At 70.2% G+C, this 23,201-nt stretch carries 12 protein-coding genes; 8 read left to right on the forward strand and 4 right to left on the reverse strand.

Annotated features, from left to right (window positions below; all coding sequences use genetic code 11):
• Window positions 1-18 precede the first annotated feature (18 nt).
• Both WC326_09585 and WC326_09590 read left to right on the forward strand, forming a co-directional pair.
• Entirely contained in the window at window positions 19-3,591 is a 3,573-nt protein-coding gene (locus tag WC326_09585) for an efflux RND transporter permease subunit (GenBank protein ID MFA7331309.1), read from the forward strand.
• The gene (locus tag WC326_09590) at window positions 3,588-6,749 is read left to right on the forward strand and encodes an efflux RND transporter permease subunit (GenBank protein MFA7331310.1); all 3,162 of its coding nucleotides are present in this window, start codon (window positions 3,588-3,590) and stop codon (window positions 6,747-6,749) included. Before WC326_09585 ends, WC326_09590 begins: the two co-directional genes overlap by 4 nt.
• 7 nt (window positions 6,750-6,756) lie before the next feature.
• On the opposite strand, the gene WC326_09595 is transcribed toward WC326_09590, so the two are convergent.
• Window positions 6,757-7,731, reverse strand: coding sequence for a MerR family transcriptional regulator (locus WC326_09595; GenBank protein MFA7331311.1), 975 nt, complete (start codon window positions 7,729-7,731; stop codon window positions 6,757-6,759).
• A gap of 262 nt (window positions 7,732-7,993) precedes the next feature.
• Here WC326_09595 and WC326_09600 point away from each other — a divergent pair, with 262 nt between their 5' ends.
• The 3 genes from WC326_09600 to WC326_09610 all read left to right on the forward strand — a co-directional run bounded on the left by WC326_09600 (window position 7,994) and on the right by WC326_09610 (window position 10,947).
• Window positions 7,994-9,583, forward strand: coding sequence for a DUF4397 domain-containing protein (locus WC326_09600; GenBank protein MFA7331312.1), 1,590 nt, complete (start codon window positions 7,994-7,996; stop codon window positions 9,581-9,583).
• Window positions 9,584-9,679: 96 nt separating this feature from the next.
• Window positions 9,680-10,186 carry an N-acetyltransferase family protein gene (locus WC326_09605; protein ID MFA7331313.1) on the forward strand — a complete coding sequence of 169 codons (507 nt, stop codon included), beginning with the start codon at window positions 9,680-9,682 and terminating at the stop codon, window positions 10,184-10,186.
• Entirely contained in the window at window positions 10,183-10,947 is a 765-nt protein-coding gene (locus WC326_09610) for an SDR family oxidoreductase (GenBank protein ID MFA7331314.1), read from the forward strand. The genes WC326_09605 and WC326_09610 overlap by 4 nt, the downstream gene beginning before the upstream one ends.
• A gap of 779 nt (window positions 10,948-11,726) precedes the next feature.
• Here the strand turns inward: WC326_09610 and WC326_09615 are convergent.
• From WC326_09615 to carA, 3 genes are all read right to left on the reverse strand, one after another.
• Window positions 11,727-12,998, reverse strand: a complete 1,272-nt coding sequence (locus tag WC326_09615) for a hypothetical protein (GenBank protein ID MFA7331315.1) — start codon at window positions 12,996-12,998, stop codon at window positions 11,727-11,729.
• Between the two features lie 666 nt (window positions 12,999-13,664).
• Window positions 13,665-16,865 (reverse strand): carbamoyl-phosphate synthase large subunit, encoded by a 3,201-nt coding sequence (carB, locus tag WC326_09620; protein ID MFA7331316.1) that lies wholly within the window; start codon window positions 16,863-16,865, stop codon window positions 13,665-13,667.
• Window positions 16,849-17,967, reverse strand: coding sequence for a glutamine-hydrolyzing carbamoyl-phosphate synthase small subunit (gene carA, locus WC326_09625; protein ID MFA7331317.1), 1,119 nt, complete (start codon window positions 17,965-17,967; stop codon window positions 16,849-16,851). Before carA ends, carB begins: the two co-directional genes overlap by 17 nt.
• Before the next feature lie 232 nt (window positions 17,968-18,199).
• Between carA and WC326_09630 the strand changes: the two genes are divergently transcribed.
• The 3 genes from WC326_09630 (at window position 18,200) to WC326_09640 (ending at window position 23,120) form a co-directional block, all read left to right on the forward strand.
• Window positions 18,200-18,772 (forward strand): YceI family protein, encoded by a 573-nt coding sequence (locus WC326_09630; GenBank protein ID MFA7331318.1) that lies wholly within the window; start codon window positions 18,200-18,202, stop codon window positions 18,770-18,772.
• A gap of 281 nt (window positions 18,773-19,053) precedes the next feature.
• On the forward strand, window positions 19,054-21,774 hold the full coding sequence (gene aceE / locus WC326_09635) for a pyruvate dehydrogenase (acetyl-transferring), homodimeric type (GenBank protein ID MFA7331319.1): 2,721 nt from the start codon (window positions 19,054-19,056) through the stop codon (window positions 21,772-21,774).
• Window positions 21,775-21,785: 11 nt separating this feature from the next.
• Window positions 21,786-23,120: a 2-oxo acid dehydrogenase subunit E2 gene (locus tag WC326_09640; GenBank protein MFA7331320.1), complete on the forward strand. Its 1,335-nt coding sequence runs from the start codon at window positions 21,786-21,788 to the stop codon at window positions 23,118-23,120.
• The last annotated feature ends 81 nt before the right edge of the window (window positions 23,121-23,201 follow it).

The following is a 23,201-nucleotide window of genomic DNA, read 5'->3' on the forward strand; positions in this document are numbered from 1 at the left end:
GCCAGCCCAGGAAGTTCCATGTCGCCACTCCCCGAACCCGCCGATCCACTTCAGCGCCACGGTTTCGTGGCCTTCATTACCAGCCGGCCCGTGGCCGTGACCATGCTGGTGCTGGCCGTGATGGTCTTCGGTCTGATCTCAATGCAGCGCCTGCCCCTGACGCTGATGCCCGACATCAGCTACCCCAGCATCACCCTGCGCACGGTCTGGGAGGGCGCCGCCCCGGAAGAGGTGGAGCAGTTTATCTCGCGGCCGATCGAGCAGGCCATGGGCGTGGTGGCGGGCAAAGTCTCCATCTCCAGCCTCTCCCGCGCCGGCCAGTCCGACGTGGTGGTGGAGTTCGGCTGGGACAACGACATGGACCTCTCCATCCAGGACCTGCGCGAGAAACTGGAGACCGTCCGCCTGCCCGATGACGCGGAGCGCCCGCTGATCCTGCGCTACGATCCCGCGCTGGATCCCGTCCTGCGCGTGGGCCTGACCTGGCAAGACGGCGCGGGTGACGAGTCCGCCCTGCGCAGCCTGCGCCTGCTGGGCGAGGAACGGGTCAAGCTCGAGCTGGAGAAGCTGCCCGGCGTGGCCGCCGTCAAGGTCAAGGGCGGCCTGGAGGAGGAGATCCGCGTCGAGCTGGACGAGGCCGAACTGAGCCTGCGCGGGCTGGACATCCAGTCCATCTCCCGCCAGCTGGCCTCGGAGAACGTCAACCTGGCGGGCGGCAATTTGAAGGAGGGCCGCTCGGAGTACGTGGTGCGCGTGCTGTCTGAATTCAAGAGCCTGGCGGAGATCGCGGACACGCGCCTGCGCACGGCGGACGGCGCGTTCATCACCCTGGGCGACATCGCCACCATCCGGCGCACGGGGCGCGACGCCGAGACCCTGACCCGGGTGGAGGGCCGCCCGGCGGTTGAGATCGAGATCCACAAGGAGGCCGACGCCAACGTGGTGCGAGTGGCGGCCAGCCTGCGCAAGCGCCTGTTCGGCCAGGACAAACCCGGGACGGCCGGGCTCCCGGCGGATTCCAGCCAGGCGGCGGCCGCCGAGAAGAGCTCCGGTCGCCCCGGCAAGGGCGGCCCGCCCCAACCCATGGGCCCGGAGCCGCTGGCCAAGCAGCTGGGCGGCCAGGGCGTGGCGCTCTCCCTGTTGGCGGATCAGAGCACGTTCATCCAGGGCAGCCTGGACGAACTGCGCTCCAACGCCGTGCAGGGCGGTCTGCTGGCCGTGCTGATCCTCTTCCTCTTCCTGCGCAGCGTGGGGCCCACGCTGATCGTGGCGCTGACCATCCCGCTCTCCATCGTGGCGACCTTCGGTCCCATGCAGCTCAGCTCGCTCTCGCTCAACGTGATGAGCCTGGGCGGCCTGGCCCTGGGCATCGGCATGCTGGTGGACAACGCCATCGTGGTGCTGGAATCCATCCACCGCTGCCGGGCCGAGGGCGACGACCGCCTGCGGGCGGCCATCCGGGGCACGGGGGAGGTGGCCCAGGCGGTGACGGCCTCCACGCTCACCACCGTGGCCGTGTTCTTTCCCATGGTCTTCGTGGAAGGCGTGGCCGGCCAGGTCTTCGGCGACCTGGCGCTGGTGGTGGTGTTCTCCCTCAGCGCCTCGCTGGTCTTCGCGCTGACCTTCATCCCCATGCTGGCCGCCCTGGGCGCCCGGGGGGCGGAGGCCGGCGCGCCGGATTCCCCGGCAGACCCAGCGCCGGAGCGGCCCGGCGGTTGGCGCGGGCAGCGGGCCTTGTTGCTGGGCCGGCCGGCGGCCTGGGAGCAGACCCGCCGGTCGGCGCGCTCCCTGAACCAGTGGCGGCGCGCGGGCCGCGCGTGGCGCAGCCTGGCCTGGCTCCCGGCCTGGGGCCTGCTGCTGCTCCGCCTGCCCGTGCTGGTGCTGCTGGACGTGGTGGCGCGCGTTGTGCAGGTACTGGCCTGGGTCTTGACCTTGGGCCTGGCCTGGAGCGGGCGCCGCCTGGGGGCGGCCTTCGGCGGGCTGGGGCGGCTGTTGGAACGGCTGGGCGGACGCTTCGACCGTGGCGGCGCTGGAAATCAGGCCTACCCGCGAACCATGCGGCGCGTGCTGGAGCGGCCCCAAGGTCTGTTGACGGGGGTGCTGTTGCTGCTCGCCTTGGCCGTGGCCCTGCTGCCCCGGCTGGGCCGCGAACTGATTCCCCTCCTGCATCAGGGCGAGTTCTTCGTGGAGGCCGAACTGCCCGTGGGCAGCCCGCTGGAGCGTACGGCCGAGCGGCTGGCCCCGCTGGAGGCCTTCCTGCGCGCCCAGCCGGAAGTGGCCGGCGTGGCGCTGGTTGCCGGGGCCGACACCCAGGGCGGCATCGACACCGAGGGCGGCGAGCACCTGGCGCGGCTGACGGTGCGGCTGAAGGACACGGGCGACCCGCGCGGCGCCGAGGAGCGCGTGCTGGCCCGCCTGCGGCCCTTCCTGCTGAACCTGCCCGACGTGAAGAGCCGCGTGGGCCACCCCGTGCTCTTCAGCTACAAGACGCCCGTGGAGGTCCAGATCACGGGCCACGACCTGGCCGACCTGCGCGCCAGCGCGCGCCGGGTGGCGGCGGCCCTGGCCGACCTGCCCGGGCTGGCCGACCTGCACACCACCTCCGGCGGCGGCAACCCGGAGATCCACGTGCGCTTCCGGCGCGCCGAGCTGGCCCGGCTGGGGCTGGAGCTGCAGAGCGTGGGTGCGTTGCTCCGCCACAAGGTGCTGGGCGAGGTCGAGACCGAATTCCGCGACGTAGAGCAGCGCGTGGACATCCGCGTGCGCCTGCGGCCGGAGGACCTGCTGGGCGTGGAGGACATCCGCGCGCTGATCGTCAACCCCGGCCAGGCCGTGCCCATTCCCCTCTCCGCCGTGGCCGAGGTCTTCCTGAGCGAGGGCCCCAGCGAGATCCGCCGGCTGGAGCAGGAGCGCACGGCGCTGATCCGCGCCAACCTGAGCGGCCTGGATCTGGGCCGGGCGGTGCCCCAGCTGCGCCAGCGCCTGGCCGCCCTGGACTGGCCGGAAGGCCAGCGCTGGGAGGTGACGGGCCAGAGCACTGAGATGCAGCGCAGCCTGTCCAGCCTCTACCTGGCGCTGGCGCTGGCGGTCTTCCTGGTCTACGTGGTGATGGCCAGCCAATTCGAGAGCCTGATCCACCCGCTGGTGATCCTGATGGCCGTGCCACTGGCCTTCTTGGGCGTGGTGCCGGCCCTCTGGCTGCTGGGCGTGCCCGTTTCCATCCTGGTCTTCCTGGGGGCCATCCTGCTGGTGGGCATCGTGGTCAACAACGCCATCCTGCTGGTGGACACCATCAACCTGTTCCGAGGCGAAGGCCTGGAGCGCCGGGAGGCGGTGGTCAAGGCCGGCGCCCAGCGCTTGCGACCCATCCTGATGACCACGCTGACCACCGTGCTGGGCCTGGCGCCGCTGGCCCTGGGCCTGGGGGACGGCGCCGAGCTGCGGCGGCCGATGGCGATCACGGTGATCGTCGGCCTGAGCACCAGCACGCTGCTCACCCTGTTCGTGATTCCCGTCCTCTATGAGTTCGCGGAGACCGCCACGGCGCGCGTGCGGACCTGGCTGGGCCACGCCCGGGAGGCCCGCCCGTGAACCTGCATCGCTGGCTGCCCGAGCTCTCCCTCAAGCGCCCGGTGACCGTGCTCATGCTCTTCCTGGCGCTGGGACTGCTGGGGGCCATCGCCCTGCAGCGCGTCTCCTATGAAATGATGCCCCAGGGTTTCTCTTCGCCCTACATGGGCTTCTGGGTGCCCTATCCCAACTCCACGCCGGAGGAGATCGAGGAGCGCATCGCGCGGCCCTTCGAGGACAACCTGCGCGCCGTGCACGGGATGAAATACCTGGAGAGCAACAGCCAGGCCCACGGCTGCTGGTTCTGGCTGCAGTTCCGCGAGGGCACGGACTTGAACCAGGCCTGGAGCCAGGTGCGGGACTGCATCGACCGCAGCCTGGCGGAGTCCAGCCTGGACATCGAGCGCGTGGTGCTGCGCCGGATGGGCATGGACGACGAGGAGGTCTACTGGTTGGGGATCAGCTCCAGCCTGGACCCGGCCCAGGCCCGCGCGCTGGTGGAGGAGAAGCTCCAGAAACCGATGGAGCGCCTGGACGGCGTGGCCAAGGTGGAACTCTGGGGCGCGGACCTGAAGGACGTGCTCATCGACCTGGACCTGCAGGCCCTGGGCGCCCACGGCGTCAGCGCCTGGCAATTGGTGCAGGCCCTCTCCCGCGACAACCTGGCGCTCTCGCTGGGCACCGTGCGCGAGGGCGACCGGCGGCTGGCCCTGCGCGCCGACGCCCGCTGGCGCAGCCTGGAGGAGATCGCCGACCTGCCGGTGCGCGTGGAGCAGCGCGTGCTACGGCTGGGGGACCTGGCCCACGTGCACCTGGACGTGCCGGAATCGGACTGGATCCAGCGCGTGGACCGGACGGGCGCGCTGATGCTGGGCGTCTCCCGCGAATCCACGGCCAACACCGAGCAGCTCTGCCGCCAGGTGGACGAGATCCTGGCGCAGGCCGGCGCCGATCCGGAACTGGCCGAGCTGCGGATCAGCCCGCTGTTCAGCCAGGGCCGCTACATCCGCGAGTCCATCGACAACCTGAAGGGCAGCGCGCTCTGGGGCGGACTGTTCGCCCTGCTGGTCCTCTACTTCTTCCTGCGGCGCTGGACACCCACCCTGTTGATCACGGCGGCCATCCCCTTTTGCATGCTGATCACCATCGCCAGCATTTACTTCGCCGGCTGGTCGCTGAACATCATCACCATGATGGGCATGATGATCGCGGTGGGCATGGTGGTGGACAACGCCATCGTGGTGATGGAGAGCATCGCCATCACCGATCCGCCGGATCCAGCCCGGGACGGGTCGGGGCGCGCGGGCCTGGCCAACCCGCGCCACGAGACCGTGGTGCGCGGCACGGCGGAAGTCAGTCTGGCGGTGACCGTGGCCACGGGCACGACCATCGTGGTCTTCCTGCCCCTGATGCTGATGAGCGGGAACAGTACGCTCTCCTTCTTCCTGACCCGGATCGGCATGCCCGTGGTGGTCTCGCTGGCCGCCTCGCTCTTGGTGGCCCTGCTCTTCATCCCCCAGCTGGCCGCGCGCCTGCCGCTGAACATGAGCAGCCACGAGCCCCGGCTGGTGCGCTGGGGCCGGCAGCACGCCCAGGGTCTGCTGAGCTTCTCCCTGCGCCACCGTGGCGACGCCAGCCTGGTGGCCCTGTTGGTGCTGTTCAGCATGTCCTTGCCGATGCAAAAAGTCGAAAAAAAGGGCGAGGGCGAAGGCAACGTGGGCGAGTTCCAGGTGATCCTCGACATGCCCGCCGCCTACACGCTGACGGACGCCGACAGCCTGGTGCGCCGCATCGAGCGGATCATCTACGCCCAGGAGAAGCGCTACCGCATCCGCACCGTGACCTCGGGCTTCAGCCGGGCCTGGGGCCAGGTGCACGTCTGGGTGGAGAACGAAAGCGGCCAGAGCTGGTACGCCTACTTCTTCCGCGCGGCGGGCAAGAAGCTGGGTCTCGTCAAACAGGACTGGCTCTCCCGGGACGAGGCGCTGGAGGATCTGCGCAAGCGGCTGCCCAAGGTTCCGGGAGTGGAGATTCGGATGGGCTGGAACGACTTCAGCGAGGAATCGGGCACCACGATTCTCGTGCGCGGCCCGGACACCAATCGTCTGAAGGAACTGGCCGAGGAGGTGCGGCGCCGGCTGGCCTTCGTGGATGGAGTCATCGACACCGAGCTGGACGCCGAGCGCGGACAGGAGGAGCTGGTGCTGGAGCTGGACCGCGAACGGCTGGCGCGCCACGGACTCAGCGGCAGCCAGGTGGCGGGCACGCTGCGCTACGCGCTCTCCGGCGACCAGATCGGCTGGCTGCAGCGCCCGGACCGCGACGTCTCCGTGCTGGTGCGGCTGGCGGAGGACGACCGCGACCAGCTGCACAAGGTTCAGGAACTGGAGCTGGCCGGCCCGGGGGGCAAGGTGCCGCTCGCGCAGGTGGCCACGGTGCGCCACGGCCGCAGCCTGGGCAACGTCCAGCGCACCCAGGGCCAGACCTTCATGCGCGTGAAGGTCTTCGACCAGGGCGGCAAGGACGACGCCTTCCAGGGGCGGCTGCGCGGGGCCTTGGCGGACCTGGCCCTGCCGCCGGGCTACAGCTGGAGCCTGGGGCGCGGCTTCGACCGCTTCGAGGAGCAGGAGCAACAGCAGAACTTCGCCCTGGTGCTGGCCCTGGCCTTCGTCTATCTGCTGATGGGCATGTTGTTCGAATCCTACAGCCTGCCCTTGGTGGTGCTGGGCAGCGTGCCTTTCGCCTTCTTCGGCGCCTGGTGGACGCTCTTCATCACCGGGACACCCTTCGACATCATGGCCGGCATCGGACTGATCATTCTGGTGGGTGTGGTGGTGAACAACGCCATCGTGCTCATCGACCTGGTGGTGCGCCTGCGCGCCGACGGCGTGCCCCGGGACGAGGCGCTGGTGGAGGCCGTGGGCAAGCGCTACCGGCCGGTGATGATGACCGCCCTGACCACGGTCTGCGGCCTGATCCCCATGGCCGTGGGCAACGCGGCCCTGGTGGGCATGCCCTACGCGCCCATGGGTCGCGCCATGGCCGGCGGTCTGATCGCCAGCACCTTCTTCACGCTGGTGGTGGTGCCCCTGCTCTACGTCTGGGTGGACGAGGCGCGCCTCTGGCTGGCGGGGCTGGTCCGGCGGGCGCGGCGGGTCGCGCCGCCCAGCGCCGGCTGAAGCGGGCTCAGGCGGGGGAGACGGGTCGACGCAGGGCGGCCAGCACGATGGGCAGTTGCGCCAGACTATCCAGCCGGCGGATGCCCGGGCCCGTCGGGGTCAGCGGCACGGCGCCCCCTCCCAAAAGCAGCGTGATCTCCGGCGGGAGCAGTTCGCGCAGGCGGGCCAGCTCCAGCGCGAGCGTGGCGTCCACGGGCGGAGTCAGGCTCAGGGCCAGCGCCTGCGCGCCCAGCCGCCGGGCCAGCTGCGCCAACTCCTCCGCCGGCAGGTCCGGCCCCGGATAGACGGCGTCCCAGCCGGCTTCCCCGGCCAGGAGCGCGGCCATCAAAGCTCCCAGTTCGTGGCGTTGTCCGCTGGGTGTCCCGGCCAGCAGGCGCGGGGCGCCGGGTGCCGCCTGGCGCCGGCGCAGCAGGCCTTCCAGCAGGGAGCGCACCGCCACGGTGACCAGATGCTCCTGGCCGATGCGCACCCGCCCCTCCGTCCAGGCCTCCCCCACGTCGCGCAACAGCGGCACCAGCAGGGAATCCAGCAGGGCCGGCAGACTGAGATCCACGCTGGCCCGGTTTAGCTCCCGCCACAAACCCGCCGCGTCGCAGCCGTCCACGCGTCCCAGGCAGCTCGCCAACCGGCGGGCCGGGTCGGGGTCCGCGGCCGCCTGGCTCTCCCCGGCCGGCCGGCGGCTCGCCAGGACAGCCGTGTCCGCCGCGGGATCCGCCGCCGCGGCGGACGGGGCCGTCAACCGCACCAGGGCCTCGCGGTCCAGGGGCACCAGATCACCGATGCGCAGGCCCCGCTCCAGCCCGCCCTTCACCAGCAGCAGGAACTCAACGTCCTGGTCGCTGTAGAGGCGCCGGCCGCTCTCGCTGCGGCCGGGGCGGACCAGGGCGTGGCGCTTCTCCCACGTGCGCAGCAGATCCTGGGACAGGCCCGTGCGCAGGGCGACGGCGGCGATGGTGTGGCGGGGACGTGTGGATGGCGTCATGTCCACAAGAAGGGGAACTGCCCAAGTTTTGTCAAGGAAGACCCGCGGCGGAACGTCTGGTCGGCGGACGCGTCCCGGAGGCAGGGCCTCGCCACTGCTGGAGCATTCCCGAGCGGAAGATGGGATTCCGCCGCCCGGCGTCGCTCTCCTCGAATTCAGTCAAAACATGAACAAAACAAGGGCAAGGTCTTGACAAGACTGAAATCGTCCGCTATGTTGGCTGTCGATCGAAGAACACGACAGCAATACGAAAGGGACGACCATGAACCGCTCGATGTTTGGACTCCTGCTGTTGGCCGGTCTGGCGGGTGGCGTCGAAGCTGCCGCCGACCTGCGCGTGGCCCACCTCAGCCCCGACGCTCCCGCCGTGGATGTCTGGCTGGACAACAGCGTGGCGCTCTCCGGCGTCGCCTGCCCGGCCTTCAGCCCCTACCTGGAAGTGCCCGCCGGGCCGCACCGCGTGCGGGTCTTCGCCACCGGCACCAATCAGAACCCGGTGATCGACGCCACCCTGCCCTTCGTGGACGGACAGGCCCTGACCGTGGCGGCCACCGGCCTGTTGGCGGACGGCAGCTTTGGTCCGGTGGTGATCCCGGACACCCGCGAGGTGTCCCCCACCCAGGCCTGGGTGAGGTTCTCCCACAGCGCGGCGGACGCCCCGGCGGTGGACATCACGCTGCCCGACGGCACGGTGCTGTTCGGCGACGTGGTCTTCAACGAGAGCACGGGCTATCTGCCCGTTGCCCCCGGATCCTACGACCTGCAGGTGCGCCTGGCCGGCAGCTCAACGGTCGTACTGGCCTTCCAGCCCGTGGCGCTGAGCGCGGGCACGACCTTGAGCGTGTTCGCCACCGGCACGCTGGCGGCAGGCACGCTGGGCGCACTGGCCGCCGTGGACGCCCCGGGCGACGGCAGCACCTTTCTGACCCTGGAGTCGGCGGGCACCCACCTGCGCGTGGCGCATCTCAGCCCCGACGCGCCGGCTGTGGACGTCTGGCTGGACGGAGCGGCCGTCCTGACAGGCGTTCTCTACCCGGCCTTCAGCCCCTACCTGGACATCCCCGGCGGCAGCCACCACGTGCAGGTCTACGTCGCGGGCACCAACCAGAACCCGGTGATCGACGCCACGCTGGACTTCACCCCGGGCAGCGTCACCACGGTGGCGGCCACGGGCCTGCTGGGCGACGGCAGTTTCGGTCCCCTGGTCCTGACGGACACGCGGCAGACCTCGCCCACGGAGGCCTGGGTGCGCTTCGTCCACGCGGCCGGCGACGCCCCGGCGGTGGACATCACGCTGCCCGACGGCACGGTCCTGTTCGGCGACGTGGTCTTCAACGAGAGCCTGGCGTACCTGCCCGTCGCCCCGGGCTCCTACGGCCTGCAGGTGCGCCTGGCCGGCAGCTCCACCGTGGTGCTGAACTTCCTGCCCGTGGAGCTGAGCGCGGGCACAACCCTGAGTGTGTTCGCCACCGGCTCGCTGGCGGCGGGTACGCTGGGCGCGCTGGTGGCCATCGACTCCCCGGGGGACGGCAGCCAGACCCTGTGGCTGGAGCAGGCCAGCGCCGTGGTGGCCGGCGGCGGTCGTCCGCTGGGCCTGGAGTTGGGCAGCGCCTATCCCAATCCTTTCAATCCGCGCACCACGCTGGGCTTCCGGCTGGACCGCGCGCAGCAGGTGCGCCTGTCCGTCTACAACAGCCTGGGCCAGACCGTGGCCGTGCTGCAGGACGGCCTGCTGGGGGCGGGTGAGCACGCTCGCAGCTGGGATGCCGCCGGCGTTCCCTCGGGCCTGTATTACGCGCAGCTGGAGGGCCAGGGCCTGAGCCAGGTGCGCGCCCTGACCCTGATCAAGTAGGACTCTCTTCCATCCGTCATGGCTGTGGCCCCGTTCGCTCGGCGAACGGGGCCGCTCGATGTTTGGCAGATTCCTGCCGGACAAGGGGGAGCGACCATGCAGGTGCGAAGCGCCCGGCCGGAGGATCTGGCGGCGATCACGGCCATCTACAACGAGCAGGTCCTGCACGGCACGGCGACCTTCGACACGGAGCCGCGGGATGCCGCCGCGGCGCGGGAGTGGCTCGCCGCCCACGGCGGGACGCTTCATCCCGTGTTGGTGGCGGAAGAGAACGGGGAGCTGGCCGCCTGGGCCAGCCTGACGGCCTGGTCGCCCCGGGGGGCCTACGCCCGCACCGTGGAGGCTTCGGTCTTCGTCGCGGCCGAGCAGCGGCGCCGGGGCCTGGGGCGGTTGCTGACCGTTGCCCTGGAAGACGCGGCGCGCCGGGCCGGCCACCGGGTGATCCTGGGGCGCATCGAGGCCGGCAACGCCGCCAGCCTGGAGTTGTTCGCCCGGGCCGGCTACCGGACAGTGGGAGTGATGCATCAGGTGGGGGTGAAATTCGGCCGTCACCTGGATGTAGTGCTGGTGGAACGGATCTTGACGGAGGAGGAGGAAGGATGAGCATGGAACAAGGACGGCGGCGGGCGCTGGTGACCGGTGCTTCGCGGGGAATCGGTCGGGAGATCGCCCGGGTGCTGGCGGAGGACGGCGTGGCCGTGGCCGTCCACTACTCGGCCAGCGAGGAGCGGGCCCGCGAACTGCTGGCCTCGTTGCCCGGCACGGGCCACGTGCTGCTGCAGGCCGACCTGGCCGACGAGGCCCAGGCGGCGGCCCTGGCGCCGCGCGCCGCCCAGGCCCTGGGCGGGCTGGACATCCTGGTGAACAACGCGGGGATTTTCCGCGAGCACCCGGTGCGTGAAATGGACGCCTCCGAATGGGCCGCCCGCTGGAAGGAGATCCTGGCCGTCAACCTGCTGGCCCCGGCCCTGCTGATTCACGCGGCCCGGACCTTTCTGGCGGCGGCGGGCGGCGGCTACATCGTCAACATCGGCAGCCGCGGCGCCTTCCGCGGCGAGCCCACGGCGCCGGCCTACGGCGCCAGCAAGGCCGGCCTGCACGGCCTGGGGCAGTACATGGCCGTGGCCCTGGCGCCCGACAAGATCTACGTGGTGAACCTGGCGCCGGGCTTTGTGGAGACGGAGATGGCCCGCGAGGCCCTGCAAGGCGAGCGCGGCGTGGCCACCCGCGGCCAGAGTCCGCACCAGCGCGTGGCGCGCTCGGAGGAGATCGCCGAGACGGTGCGCTTCGTGGTCTCGGGCCGCGCGGATTGGCTGACGGGCGGCACCATCGACCTGAACGGCGCCTCGTATCTCCGTAGCTAGTCGTTCTGTGACCAGATTCAACACAGGGGCACAGAGGCACAGAGTCAGAGCTGGAGCTCCGCGCCCGTCATCCCCCGGCTTGACCGGGGGATCCTAAGGCCTTGCCTGTCATCCCGGTCGTCTGCCCGGAACCCATGTTTTCAGCCTTTCTGCTTGCGCCAGAAAGGTGGAACGGCCGGTTAGGTGCCAAAGAGGCGCTTTTTCTCATCGGCCAGAGTCAGGCCACCTCGCGGTGGCCTTCCGCTGGCCGCAGTTTGGCCTTCCTGCAACCGAGTAGTTGGTTCCGGCTGACGCCGTCACCACCTGGTTCTGGTTCAGCGCTGCGCGCTTCACCTTGCGCAATCCGACCACCTTGCTCGTCGTTCCCCGGCTTGACCGGGGGATCCCTTGGGCTGTGCATGACAGAAGTCCTGGAGACCGGAGTAGCTTCCCCCGCGCCCCGCGGGGGAAGCCGTCCGGGTGCGCGCAGCGCACGCGGGCGGATGGGGGCGTGCAAAGCAGTGTCAGGCACCGTGCCTGACACTGCATAAGGGGTTTGTCCAGTGCACGGGACAGATCGAACCGGTAGGTCAGGATCCTCACCTGACCTTCCGCCAGGTCCGTCCGCTATCTGAGTCCAAAGCAGTGTCAGGCACGGTGCCTGACACCATACGTGGGGTTTGTCCAGCGCACGGGGCAGATCGAGCGAAAGGTCAGGAGCCTCGCCTGACCTTCCGCCAAGTCCGCTCGCAATCCGAGTCCAGCGGCCTCCGTTGCCGGTGTCCCTCGCAGCCTGGGTCTTACTCGCAACTGCTGCAGGGGCTGGGCAGCACCAGCAGCAGGGGCTGGACATAGCCTCCCAGGCTGGGTTTGTCTGGATCGGGATTCGGGATGATCACCCGGGGCGTGACCACGACACTCATGAGCCCCGGGCAGGGCGGCAGGTAGTCCACCCGGGCCAGATCCACTCCCAGACTGTCGGGCACCTCCGACAGGATCTCGTCGACTCGCGCCTGGGACCAGGCGCCCAGACCCCCGAGGGATCCGGTCAGATCGGATTCCACCAGGGTCCAGATGGCGACCTGCAGGTCCCCGTAGGTGAAGGGTCCGTTGCCCAGGCTGGACTCCCGGCCCACGAAGCCCTGGTTGAGGATCCAGTTCACCAGGTCCAGGTTCTGCCAGCGATCCAGCAACGGGTTGTGCTGCAGGTCCTCCAGGCCGGAGAGGTCGATCAGCGACGAGTAGAAGATCGCAGCATGCCAGTCCGTCCCGGCCGTGAAGTTGCGGATGTGATCCAGGCACCAAGCCGGCACTTCCAGATCGTCGCCGTCAAGACTGCCGTCTCCGTCCAGGTCCAGCCGGGCCGTGAAGTAGGACTGCAGATCCTCTCCTGGCGCGCTGGCCTGGATCCGGGCCTGTCCCGACGCGTTCAGGCCGTCCACCTGCAGCGAGTACTCGCTGCCGTCGAAGGCCGGCTCGCAGCATTCCATCACGAAGCTAAACCAGGTGGCCCAGTTGCCCCGCTCCACCAGTCGCGGACCGGCGCCCCAGGCGGTCTCGGTCCGCTCGAATCTCCCGTCGCAGTTGTCGTCGCGGCCCACTACGGCGTGCGTGGCGGCCAGGAAGGTCAGCTCGCACAAATCGGGCGATCCGTGTTCGCTGCCGAACAGGCTCAAGTCCACGAACAGCGTGTGGCGGGTTAAGCCGCCCAAGCCGCTGGCACAGTAGGGGAAGTGCCCGACGCGCGGATTGCCGCTGCCGGTGGCGGGCAGATCGGCGAGATCCAGGCCCACCCAGGCGTGGGTCTCCAGCAGCAGCCAGCCGTCCGTGGTGGTGTAGGTGATGGCGAGGAACGGCTGGTCGCCCTCGTCGATCACTTCCACGCAGACCTCGCCCGCCGGAATGGTCTGCCCGGCCAGCAGCGACGTGCAGGTCTGGCCCGGGGTCACCCGGACCTGGGAAAAGGAGCCGGTGGGCGGAGCGCTCCCCTCGTGGTCGCCGCATCCGGCCAATAGCCATCCGCCCAGCGCCAGCGCGGCGCCCAGGACGCACAAGCCTTGAGAGTGGGACATGATCAACCCCCTGTGTGAATACGGTGGACGGTCCCCGTCACGGGTTCCGTCGAGTCGGCTGAAGAGATGTTGTCGTGTGCGAGTTGGGGGGCGAGGCACGGTACGCAAAATTCCGGGAAGGCTCAAGCAAATATCCGGCAGGTAAAAATGTTGACTCCTGCCTGAGCCGCCAAGCATCCCTGCGCCAGACCCACCACAGAGACACAGAGGCACAGAGTTCATGTTGGACTCGGCCTGGGTTGGAACATGGAACGGCCGGTGAACGACTTGAACACGAAGGCTCAAAGGATCGAAGACGATTTGTGTCACGCGAGGTGAAGCCCGCAGGGCTGACCGCCCGTGGCTGAACCAAAACCAGGTGGTGACGCCGTCAAGCGGAACCAGCTACGTGGAGTCAGGAAGGAGCCGCTGCCGCCAGCGGAAGCCCGCCGGGAGGCGGGCTGAGTCTGGACGGCCGGTCAGACCGGGTGAGAAAAAGCGCCTCTCTGACTCCACCTTTCTGGCGCCAGCAGAAAAGTGGAAAACTAGGATCCTGGCAGAAGAGCAAGACACGTTGAACCCCCATCCCAACCTTCCCCCTTGCAGGGGGAAGGGGTCGCCGCAGGGATGACGAACAAGTTCCAGCCCTGCATCCATCTGAGTCTCTGTGTCTCTGTGGTGAGGTGCTTATCGCGCGTGGAGCTCCTGCAAGCAGAGCGGCGCGGGCCGTCCCTGGCGCGCCACACGAATGCCCCGCAGGGCCGCTGCCGCGCCCGAGAGCGTGGTGATCAGCGGAATCCGCAGGCGCACGGCCGTGCGGCCGATCTCCTGCTCGTCGAAGCGCGAGCGTTCGCCCAGCGGCGTGTTCACCACCAATTGCACGCGCCCGTTCTTCAGCTCGTCCGTCAAATCCGGCCGGCCCTCGCCCACCTTGAACACCTCCAGGACCTGCAGGCCGTTCTCGCGGAAGACCCGGGCCGTGCCCGCCGTGGCGGCCAGGCGGAAACCCAGTTCGGCGAAGTCCCGGGCCAATTCCAGGGCGCGCAGCTTGTCGTGGCGGTTGACGGAGAACAGCACGCAACCGGTGGCGGGGAGGGCTTCCGAGGCGGCCTCGGCGGCCTTGAACCAGGCGCCGTCCAGGCTGCGGTCCAGCCCGATCACCTCGCCCGTGGACTTCATCTCGGGGGAGAGGAAGACGTCCTGGCGCGGGAAGCGGCTCCAGGGGAAGACCGGGCGCTTGACCGCCGTCAGGCCCAGGGAGCGCTCCCAGTCGCAGCTCTCGTCGGCCAGCCGGCCGCCCAGGCTGAGCCGCGCGGCCACGGCGGCCAGCGGAATGCCGGTCACCTTGCCCAGGAAGGGCACCGTGCGGCTGGCGCGCGGATTCACCTCCAGCACCACCAGCCGCTCGCCCTGCAGGGCGAACTGCACGTTCAGCAGGCCGCGCACGCCCAGGCGCAGGGCGAGGCGCCGCACGATCTCCAGCATGCGCGCGCCCACGACGGGGTCCAGCCGGTAGGGCGGCAGCACGCACGAGCTGTCGCCGCTGTGCACACCGGCTTCCTCCACCTGCTGGAGCACGCCCGCCACCCGCACCTCCACGCCGTCGCAGAGCGCGTCCACGTCGAATTCGAAGGCGTCCTCGAGGAAGGCGTCCACCAGCACGGGGCCGCCCTCGCGCTCCAGCGCCACCTGGACGTAGCGGGTCAGCGCGGCCTCGTCGTAGACGATCTCCATGCCGCGTCCGCCCAGCACCCAGGAGGGCCGCACCAGCGCGGGAAAGCCCACGCGCCGCGCGGCGGCCAGGGCTTCGTCCAGGCTCCGCGCGATGCCCCAGGCCGGCGCGTCCACGCCCAGCTCGTCCAGCAAGGCGCCGAAGCGCTCGCGGTCCTCGGCCCACTCGATGGACTCGGGCGGCGTGCCCAGCACGGGCAGGCCCGCGGCCTGCAGGCGAGCGGCGATCTTCAGCGGCGTCTGCCCGCCGAACTGCACCAGCACGCCCCGGGCGTTCTCGCGCCGGGCGATGTGCCAGACGTGCTCGAAGGTCAGCGGCTCGAAGTAGAGCCGGTCCGCCAGGTCCGGGTCGGTGCTGACGGTCTCCGGGTTGGCGTTGACCATGATCACCGGGATGCCGCGCTCGCGCAGCCCCTGCACGGCCTGCACGCAACAGCAGTCGAACTCGATCCCCTGGCCGATGCGGTTCGGCCCGCTCCCCAGGATCAGCACGGGCCGCCCGGGCAGCGGCGCGCCGTCGTCGGCCTCGCCCCAGCTGCTGTAGACGAAGGGCGTCGGGGCGCGGAACTCGCCCGCGCAGGTATCCACGCTGCGCCAACTGGGCTGCAGGTCGAGCTCGGCTCGGCGCGCGGCCACGGCGTCCTCGTCCGTGCCCAGCAGGCGGCCCAGTTGGCCGTCGGAGAAGCCCGCGCGCTTGGCCTCCAGCAGCTCGTCCCGAGAGAGCCCGGCCAGGGTCCGGCCCTGCAGGTCGCGGGCCTGCTCGGCCAGGGCGCGGATCTCGCCCAGGAACCAGGGATCGATCCGAGTCAGCGCGTGGGCTTCCTCCAGGCTCATGCCCTGTAGGAAGGCTTCTCGCAATTTTAGCAGGCGGAAGGGCGTGGCGAAACGCAGGCGCTCCAGGTCCAGGCCGCGGCCGCGCGCCGGGCGCGGTTCTAGTCCGTCCAGCCCCTCCTCGAGGCTGCGGAAGGCCTTCTGCAGCGCCTCGCGGAAACTGCGGCCGAGGGCCATGGCCTCGCCCACGGACTGCATCTGCACGCCCAGCACGCCGGGGGCGGAGGGGAACTTCTCGAAGTGGAAGCGCGGGGCCTTGACCACCACGTAGTCCAGCGCGGGCTCGAAGCAGGCCAGGCTGGTCCCCGTGATGTCGTTGGGCAGCTCATCCAGGGTCCAGCCCACGGCCAGGCGCGCGGCTACTTTGGCGATGGGGAAGCCCGTGGCCTTGGAGGCCAGCGCGCTGGAGCGACTGACCCGCGGGTTCATCTCGATCACCACCTGGCGGCCGCTGGCCGGATCCACGGCGAACTGCACGTTGCTGCCGCCCGTGTCCACGCCCACGGCGCGCAGGCAGGCCAGGGCGGAGTCGCGCATGCGCTGGTACTCGCGATCGCTCAAGGTGAGCTGGGGCGCGACGGTGACGCTGTCCCCCGTGTGGACGCCCATGGGATCGATGTTTTCGATGGAGCAGACGATGATCGCGTTGTCCGCCCGGTCGCGGACCACCTCCAGCTCGAACTCCTTCCAGCCCAGCAGCGATTCCTCCACCAGCACCTGCTGGATGGGGCTGGCGGCCAGGGCACGGGGCAGGGCCTCTTCCAGCTCCTCCGGGTTGTAGACGATGGCTCCGCCGCTGCCGCCCAGGGTGTAGGAAGGCCGCAGGATGAGCGGGAAGCCCAACTGCGCGGCGAAGGTCCGGCCCTCTTCCACGCTGCGCGCGAAGCCGCCCCGGGCGCAGGCCAGGCCTGCGGCTTCCATGGTCCGGCGGAAGAGCTCGCGGTCCTCGGCCTTCTCGATGGCCGCGGCCGAGGCGCCGATCAGCTCCACGCCCAGCTCCTTCAGAAGGCCCGTGCGCTCCAGGGCCATGGCGCAGTCCAGGGCCGTCTGTCCGCCCACGGTGGGCAGCAGGGCGTCCGGGCGCTCCTTGCGCAGCACGGCCGCCACGCTGTCGGGCGTCACGGGCTCGAGGTAGGTGGCGTCGGCCACATCGGGCTCGGTCATGATGGTGGCGGGATTGCTGTTGACCAGGATGACGCGGTAGCCGTCGCCCTTAAGCGCGCGGCAGGCCTGGGTGCCCGAGTAGTCGAACTCGCAGGCCTGGCCGATGACGATGGGCCCGGCGCCCAGCACCAGGATGGAGTGCAGGTCAGTGCGTGCGGGCATGGGGACCTCCGGCGCGGCTGCGCTCCAGCAGGGCGATGAACTCGTCGAAACAGGCGCGGGCCTCGCGCGGGCCGGGGGCGGCCTCGGGATGGAACTGGACGGAGAAGGCCGGACGGTCGCGCCAGCGCAGCCCCTCCACCGTGCCGTCGTTCAGGCTGAGGTGGGTGAGTTCCACCGTGGCGGGCAGGCTCTCCGCCGCCACGGCGGAGCCGTGGTTCTGGCTGGTGATCCAGACGCCGCCGTCCGCCAGGCGCTGCACCGGGTGGTTGGCGCCCCGGTGGCCGAAGGGCAGCTTGAAGGTGCGCGCGCCGGCCAGCAGGGCCAGCAGCTGGTGGCCCAGGCAGATCCCGAACAGCGGGAGGGCGGGCGGCAGTCCCCGCAGGCAGGCCAGCGGGCCGGCGGCGGCGGCCGGGTCGCCCGGGCCGTTGGAGAGAAACACGCCGTCCGGGCGCCAGGCCAGCAGCTCGGCGGCGGAGGAGTCCGGGGGAAAGACGCCCAACGTGCAGGCCCGGCGCGAGAGTTCGGCCAGGATGCTGTGCTTGACGCCGCAGTCCAGCACGGCCACGCGGAAGCGCTCCTGCTCGGCGGGCAGCTCCCAGGCGTGACGGCAGCCCGCGCGGCCCGTCAGGTCCAGGCCGGCCATGGAGGGCGTGGCGGCCAGCCGCTCGCGCAGTTCCTCCAGGGGCTCGCCCGCGCAGGCCAGGATGCCGTTCATGGCGCCCTCCTCGCGCAGCACGTGCACCAGGGCGCGCGTGTCCAGGCCCTCCAGGGCGGGCACGCCCTCCGACTCGAGCCAGTCGGGCAGGGGATCGCCGCCCCGGGCCCCGCTGGGCGTCCGGCTGAGGTTGCGGCACAAGAGGCCCGCCGCGCGGATCCCGTCGCTCTCCAGATCGTCGGGCAGCACGCCCGTGTTGCCCACGTGGGGCGTGGTGAGCACGAGCAGCTGGCCCGTGTAGGACGGGTCGCTGAGCATCTCCTGCCAGCCGGACTGGCCGGTATGGAAGGCCAATTCGCCCGCCACCGTGCGCGGCGCGCCGTGGGCCCGGCCGTGGAACAGCCGGCCGTTCTGCAGCAGAAGGCGGGCGGGAACAGGTGCGTTCATGGGGATCCCGATGCTGGATGTGCGTCGGGATGGGAACCTACCACGAGGGGGCTGGAAATCCTATTGCCCCGCTCCCGGGGCGTTCCAGCGCCGGGTCGGGGGCCGGCGTCGGAGGGGCGGTTGAAAGATTAACGGTGAGAAATAGTTGCAGATGGCAACAATCCTTGGATTCTCATCTTCGGTTGTGCGAACTTTGGCCGGTTCACAAAATAACCCAACCAAGGAGAGCGACATGAAGCGCGTACTGAGCAGCCTGGCGGCCCTGATGCTGGTGATCGTGATGGCGGGCAGCGCCCGGGCGGCGGAGGTCTTCAGCCTGGACCGCAGCCACAGCGAAGTGGGGTTCACCGTGACCCATATGATGATCAGCAAAGTGCGGGGCAATTTCGGCGACTTCGCCGTGGACCTGACGGTGGACGCCAAGGACCTGAGCAAATCCTCCGTCAAGGCCGTCATCCAGGCCGCGTCCGTCGATACGGACAACGAGAAGCGCGACGAACACCTGCGCGGCGCGGACTTCTTCGACGTGGCCAAGTTCAAGACCCTGACCTTCACCAGCAAGAAGATCGAGAAGCGCGGCGCCCAGTGGGTGGCCATCGGCGACTTCACCATGCACGGCGTGACCAAGACCATCGAGCTGCCCTTCACCTTCAACGGCCCGATCCAGGATCCCTGGGGCAACACGCGCATCGGCATCGAGGCCACGCTGGTGCTCAACCGCCAGGATTACGGCGTGAGCTACGGCAGCGGCATGGTGGGCGACGAGGTCAGCATCCTGATCACCCTCGAGGCCACCAAGAAGTAAATCGGCGAAGCACATCGACCATGCAGAGGGGCCGCTTGGCGGCCCCTTTTCCATGTCCGGCCGGGGCGCTGGCCCTCCACCCCCGCTGGTTTCGATTGAAGACGCTGAGTTCCCAGCTGATCAGAATTCAGCCAAGTGCGGGAAAGTCGACCGGACCAGTTGTCGATAAATGTTCGGAATTCAGGCAAAGCTGAAACTCAGCTTTGACCAGCCAGGAGGGGAATGCTACCTTGGCCGGCGTGGTTTCGGGAATCGGGCGGGCTCCAACCGGGAGGCAGCGCATGGACGAGTCGAACCTGCGGGATGTGGAAAGCCAGGAATGGCGCGAGTCGCTGGACGCCGTGCTGCATGACGGCGGACCCGGGCGGGTGGTGGAGCTCCTGCAGCAGCTGGAAGTTCACGCCCGGCGCCGCGGCGTGGCGCTGCCCTTCTCGGCGCGCACGCCCTACGTGAACAGCATTCCCCCGGACGAACAGGTGCCCTTTCCCGGCAACCGGGAGCTGGAGCGCCGGATCAAGAGCATCATCCGCTGGAACGCCATGGCCATGGTGGTGCGCGCCAACCGGGAAGAGAACGGGATTGGCGGGCACATCTCCACCTATGCCTCCGCCGCCACGCTCTACGAAGTGGGCTTCAACCACTTCTTCCACGGCTCCGACCTGGACGGCAGCGCCGACCAGATCTACTTCCAGGGCCACGCCTCGCCGGGCATCTACGCCCGGGCCTTCCTGGAGGGCCGGCTGAACGAGGAGCAGCTCAAGAACTTCCGGCACGAGTTGCGCGCCGGCGGCGGCTTGTCCTCCTATCCACATCCCTGGCTGATGCCCGACTTTTGGGAATTCCCCACGGTGAGCATGGGCCTGGGGCCGATCAACGCCATCTACCAGGCGCGCTTCAACCGCTACCTGGAAGACCGCGGGCTGAAGAAGGAGAGCGGGCGCAAGGTCTGGGCCTTCCTGGGCGACGGCGAGACCGACGAGCCGGAGGCCCTGGGCGCCATCACCCTGGCGGCGCGCGAGCGGCTGGACAACCTGATCTTCGTCATCAACTGCAACCTGCAGCGGCTGGACGGCCCCGTGCGCGGCAACGGCAAGATCGTCCAGGAGCTGGAGTCGGCCTTCCGGGGCGCGGGTTGGAACGTGCTCAAGGTGATCTGGGGCGCGGAGTGGGACAGCCTGCTGGCCCGGGACGAAAACCACCTGCTGCAGCGGCGCATGGAGGAGGTCGTGGACGGCGAGTCCCAGAAGTACTCCACCGAAGGCGGGGACTACATCCGGCGCCATTTCTTCGGCTCGGATCCCCGGCTGCTCAAGCTGGTGGAACACCTCTCCGACGACCAGCTGCGCCGCATGAAGCGCGGCGGGCACGATCCGGAGAAGGTCTACGCCGCCTACCGGGCCGCCGTGGCCCACACGGGCCAGCCCACGGTGATTCTGGCCCAGACTGTCAAGGGCTACGGCCTGGGCGAGGCGGGCGAGGGCAAGAACATCACCCACTCGCAGAAGAAGCTCAACGAGGACGAACTGCGGGAATTCCGCGCGCGCTTCGGGATCCCCATCCCCGACGATCAACTCAAGGACGCGCCCTTCTACCGGCCCGCCGAGGGCAGCCCGGAACTCGAGTATCTGCGCCGCCGCCGCACGGAGCTGGGCGGTCCGCTGCCCCGCCGGCAGCCACGGGCGCCGCGCCTGAAGGCCCCGGGCCACGAAGTCTTCCAGGAGTTCCTCGAGGGCACGGGCGGCCGCGAGGTCTCCACCACCATGGCCTTCGTGCGCATTCTGGCCAAGCTGCTGCGCGACCCGGACGTGGGGCGGCTGATCGTGCCCATCGTGCCCGACGAAGCCCGCACCTTTGGGATGGAGTCGCTGTTCCGCCAGTGCGGGATCTACTCCCACGTGGGCCAGCTCTACGAGCCCGTGGATGCCGGCAGCCTGCTCTACTACCGCGAGGCCCGGGACGGGCAGATCCTCGAGGAGGGCATCACCGAGGCGGGCAGCATGGCCAGCTTCATCGCGGCGGGAACGGCCTACGCCACCCACGGCGTGCCCACCATCCCTTTCTTCGTCTACTACAGCATGTTCGGCTTCCAGCGCATCGGCGACCAGGCCTGGCTGGCGGGCGACATGCGCACGCGCGGCTTCCTGATCGGCGGAACGGCGGGCCGCACCACGCTGGCCGGCGAGGGTCTGCAGCACCAGGACGGGCAGAGCCACCTCTACGCGCTGGCCGTGCCCAACCTGCGCTGCTACGATCCGGCTTACGCCTACGAACTGGCCGTGATCATCCAGGACGGCATCCGGCGAATGGTGGAGGACCCGGAGGACGGCTTCTACTACATCACGGTGATGAACGAGAACATCGAGATGCCCGCCATGCCCGGCGACTGCCGGGAGGGCATCCTGCGCGGACTCTACCGCTTCAGCCGCGCGGCGGAGGCGGCCAAAGCCGCGGCGGCCGTGGCCAAGGAGGCGGGCAGCGAGGCGCCGCGCAAACTGGGAGCCAAGGCCCCGCACGTGCGCCTGCTGGCCAGCGGGGCCATCGTGGGCGAGGCCCGCCAGGCCCAGGCGCTGCTGCGCGAGCAGTTCGGCGTGGCCGCCGACGTCTGGAGCGTCACCTCCTGGAAGGAACTGCGCCAGGACGGGATGGAGTGCGAGCGCTGGAACCGCCTGCATCCCGACCAGCCGGCCCGCGTGCCCTTCCTGACCGCGCAGCTGGGAGAGTCTGACGCCCCGGTGGTGGCGGCCACGGATTACCTGCGCGCGCTGCCCGATTCCGTCGCCCGCTGGGTGCCGGCCCCCATGGCCGTGCTGGGCACCGAGGGTTACGGGCGCAGCGAGGGCCGCGCGGCCCTGCGCGACTTCTTCGAGGTGGACGCGCGCCACATCGCCCTGGCCGCCCTGACGGAATTGGCGCGCCGGGGGACCTTTGACGAGTCGGCCCTGGCGGCCGCCCGCGACCGGCTGGAGATCCGGGCGGACAAACCCAATCCTCTCAGCGCCTGAGCGGAGGAGACATGGCGATCATCATCACACTGCCCGATCTGGGCGAGAACATCAAGGCCGGCGAGCTGACCGCCCTGCTGGTCAAACCCGGCGATCCGGTGCGGGCGGACAGTCCCGTGCTGGAACTGGAGACGGACAAGGCCGTGGTGGAGGTCCCTGCGGGCCGCGCCGGCCGGGTTCTGGAATGGCTGGCCCGCGTGGGCGAGCGGCTGGAGGTGGGCGCCGCCCTGCTCAGCCTGGAGGAGGCCGCGGAGGCGGACGGCGCCCCAGCCGCAAGCGTTGCGACGGCGGAGCCCGCTCCCGCAGCCGCTCCACCACCCGCGCCCGACCTGCCGGTGACGGCAGCGCCGGCGCCCGCCCCTGCGGCTCCGCCGGTTTCGGCGCCGAGTTCGGGGAGTGTGGCGCCAGGTCCTCCGCCGGGGGAGCATGGTCTGCCCGTGCCCGCCTCGCCCACGGTGCGGCGCCTGGCCCGGGAGCTGGGCGTGGACATCCGCCGCGTGGCGGGCGCCGGACCCGGCGGCCGGATCTCGCGCGAGGACGTCAAGGCCCACGTCAAAGAGCTGCTGGCGCGGTCCGCCAGCGTGGACGCTGGCGGACCCGGCCTGCCCGCCGAGGATCTGCCCGACTTCAGCCGCTGGGGCGCGGTGGAGGAGCTGCCGCTCAGCGGCGTGCGCCGGACCACGGCCCGGCACCTGGCCAGCGCCTGGCTGCTCACGCCGCGGGTCACCCAGCAGGATCGGGCGGACATCACGGAGCTGGAGGCCTTCCGCAAGCGCCAGCAGGCCCTGCTGGATCGCCGGCCGGACGCCCCGCGCCTGACCATGACGGCCATCCTGATCCGCGTGCTGGCCCAGGCCCTGCGGCAGTTTCCCCAGGTCAACGCCAGCCTGGACCTCGGGCGCGAGAAGTTGATCCGCAAGCACTACTGCCACGTGGGCGTGGCCGTGGACACGGAGCGCGGCCTGCTGGTGCCCGTGCTGCGCGACGCCGACCACAAGGGCGTGCTCCAGCTGGCCCGCGAGTTGGGCGAGCTGTCCCGGCGGGCCCGGGAGCGCAAGAGCGGGCCCGAGGAGCTGCAGGGCGCGTGTGTCACGCTCACCAATCTGGGCGGGATCGGCGGCACGGGCTTCACGCCCATCGTCAACCACCCGGAGGCGGCCATTCTGGGGGTCTCCCGGGCCAGCGTGGAGCCGGTCTGGAACGAGGCCACGCGCACCTTTGAGCCGCGCCTGCTGCTGCCGCTCTCGCTCTCCTACGATCACCGCATCGTGGACGGGGCGGACGGCGCGCGCTTCACGCGTTGGATCTGCGAGGCGCTGGAGTCCCCGCTGCTGCTGGTCTTCTAGCGGGGGCGTCGATTCGAGAACGGACACGAAGGGCACGAAGACGGCACGCAGGGCACGGAGATCCTGAGAAGGCCTGGGAGT

The sequence above is a fragment of the Candidatus Delongbacteria bacterium genome, assembly GCA_041675285.1.
Classification (GTDB): domain Bacteria; phylum CAIWAD01; class CAIWAD01; order CAIWAD01; family CAIWAD01; genus CAIWAD01.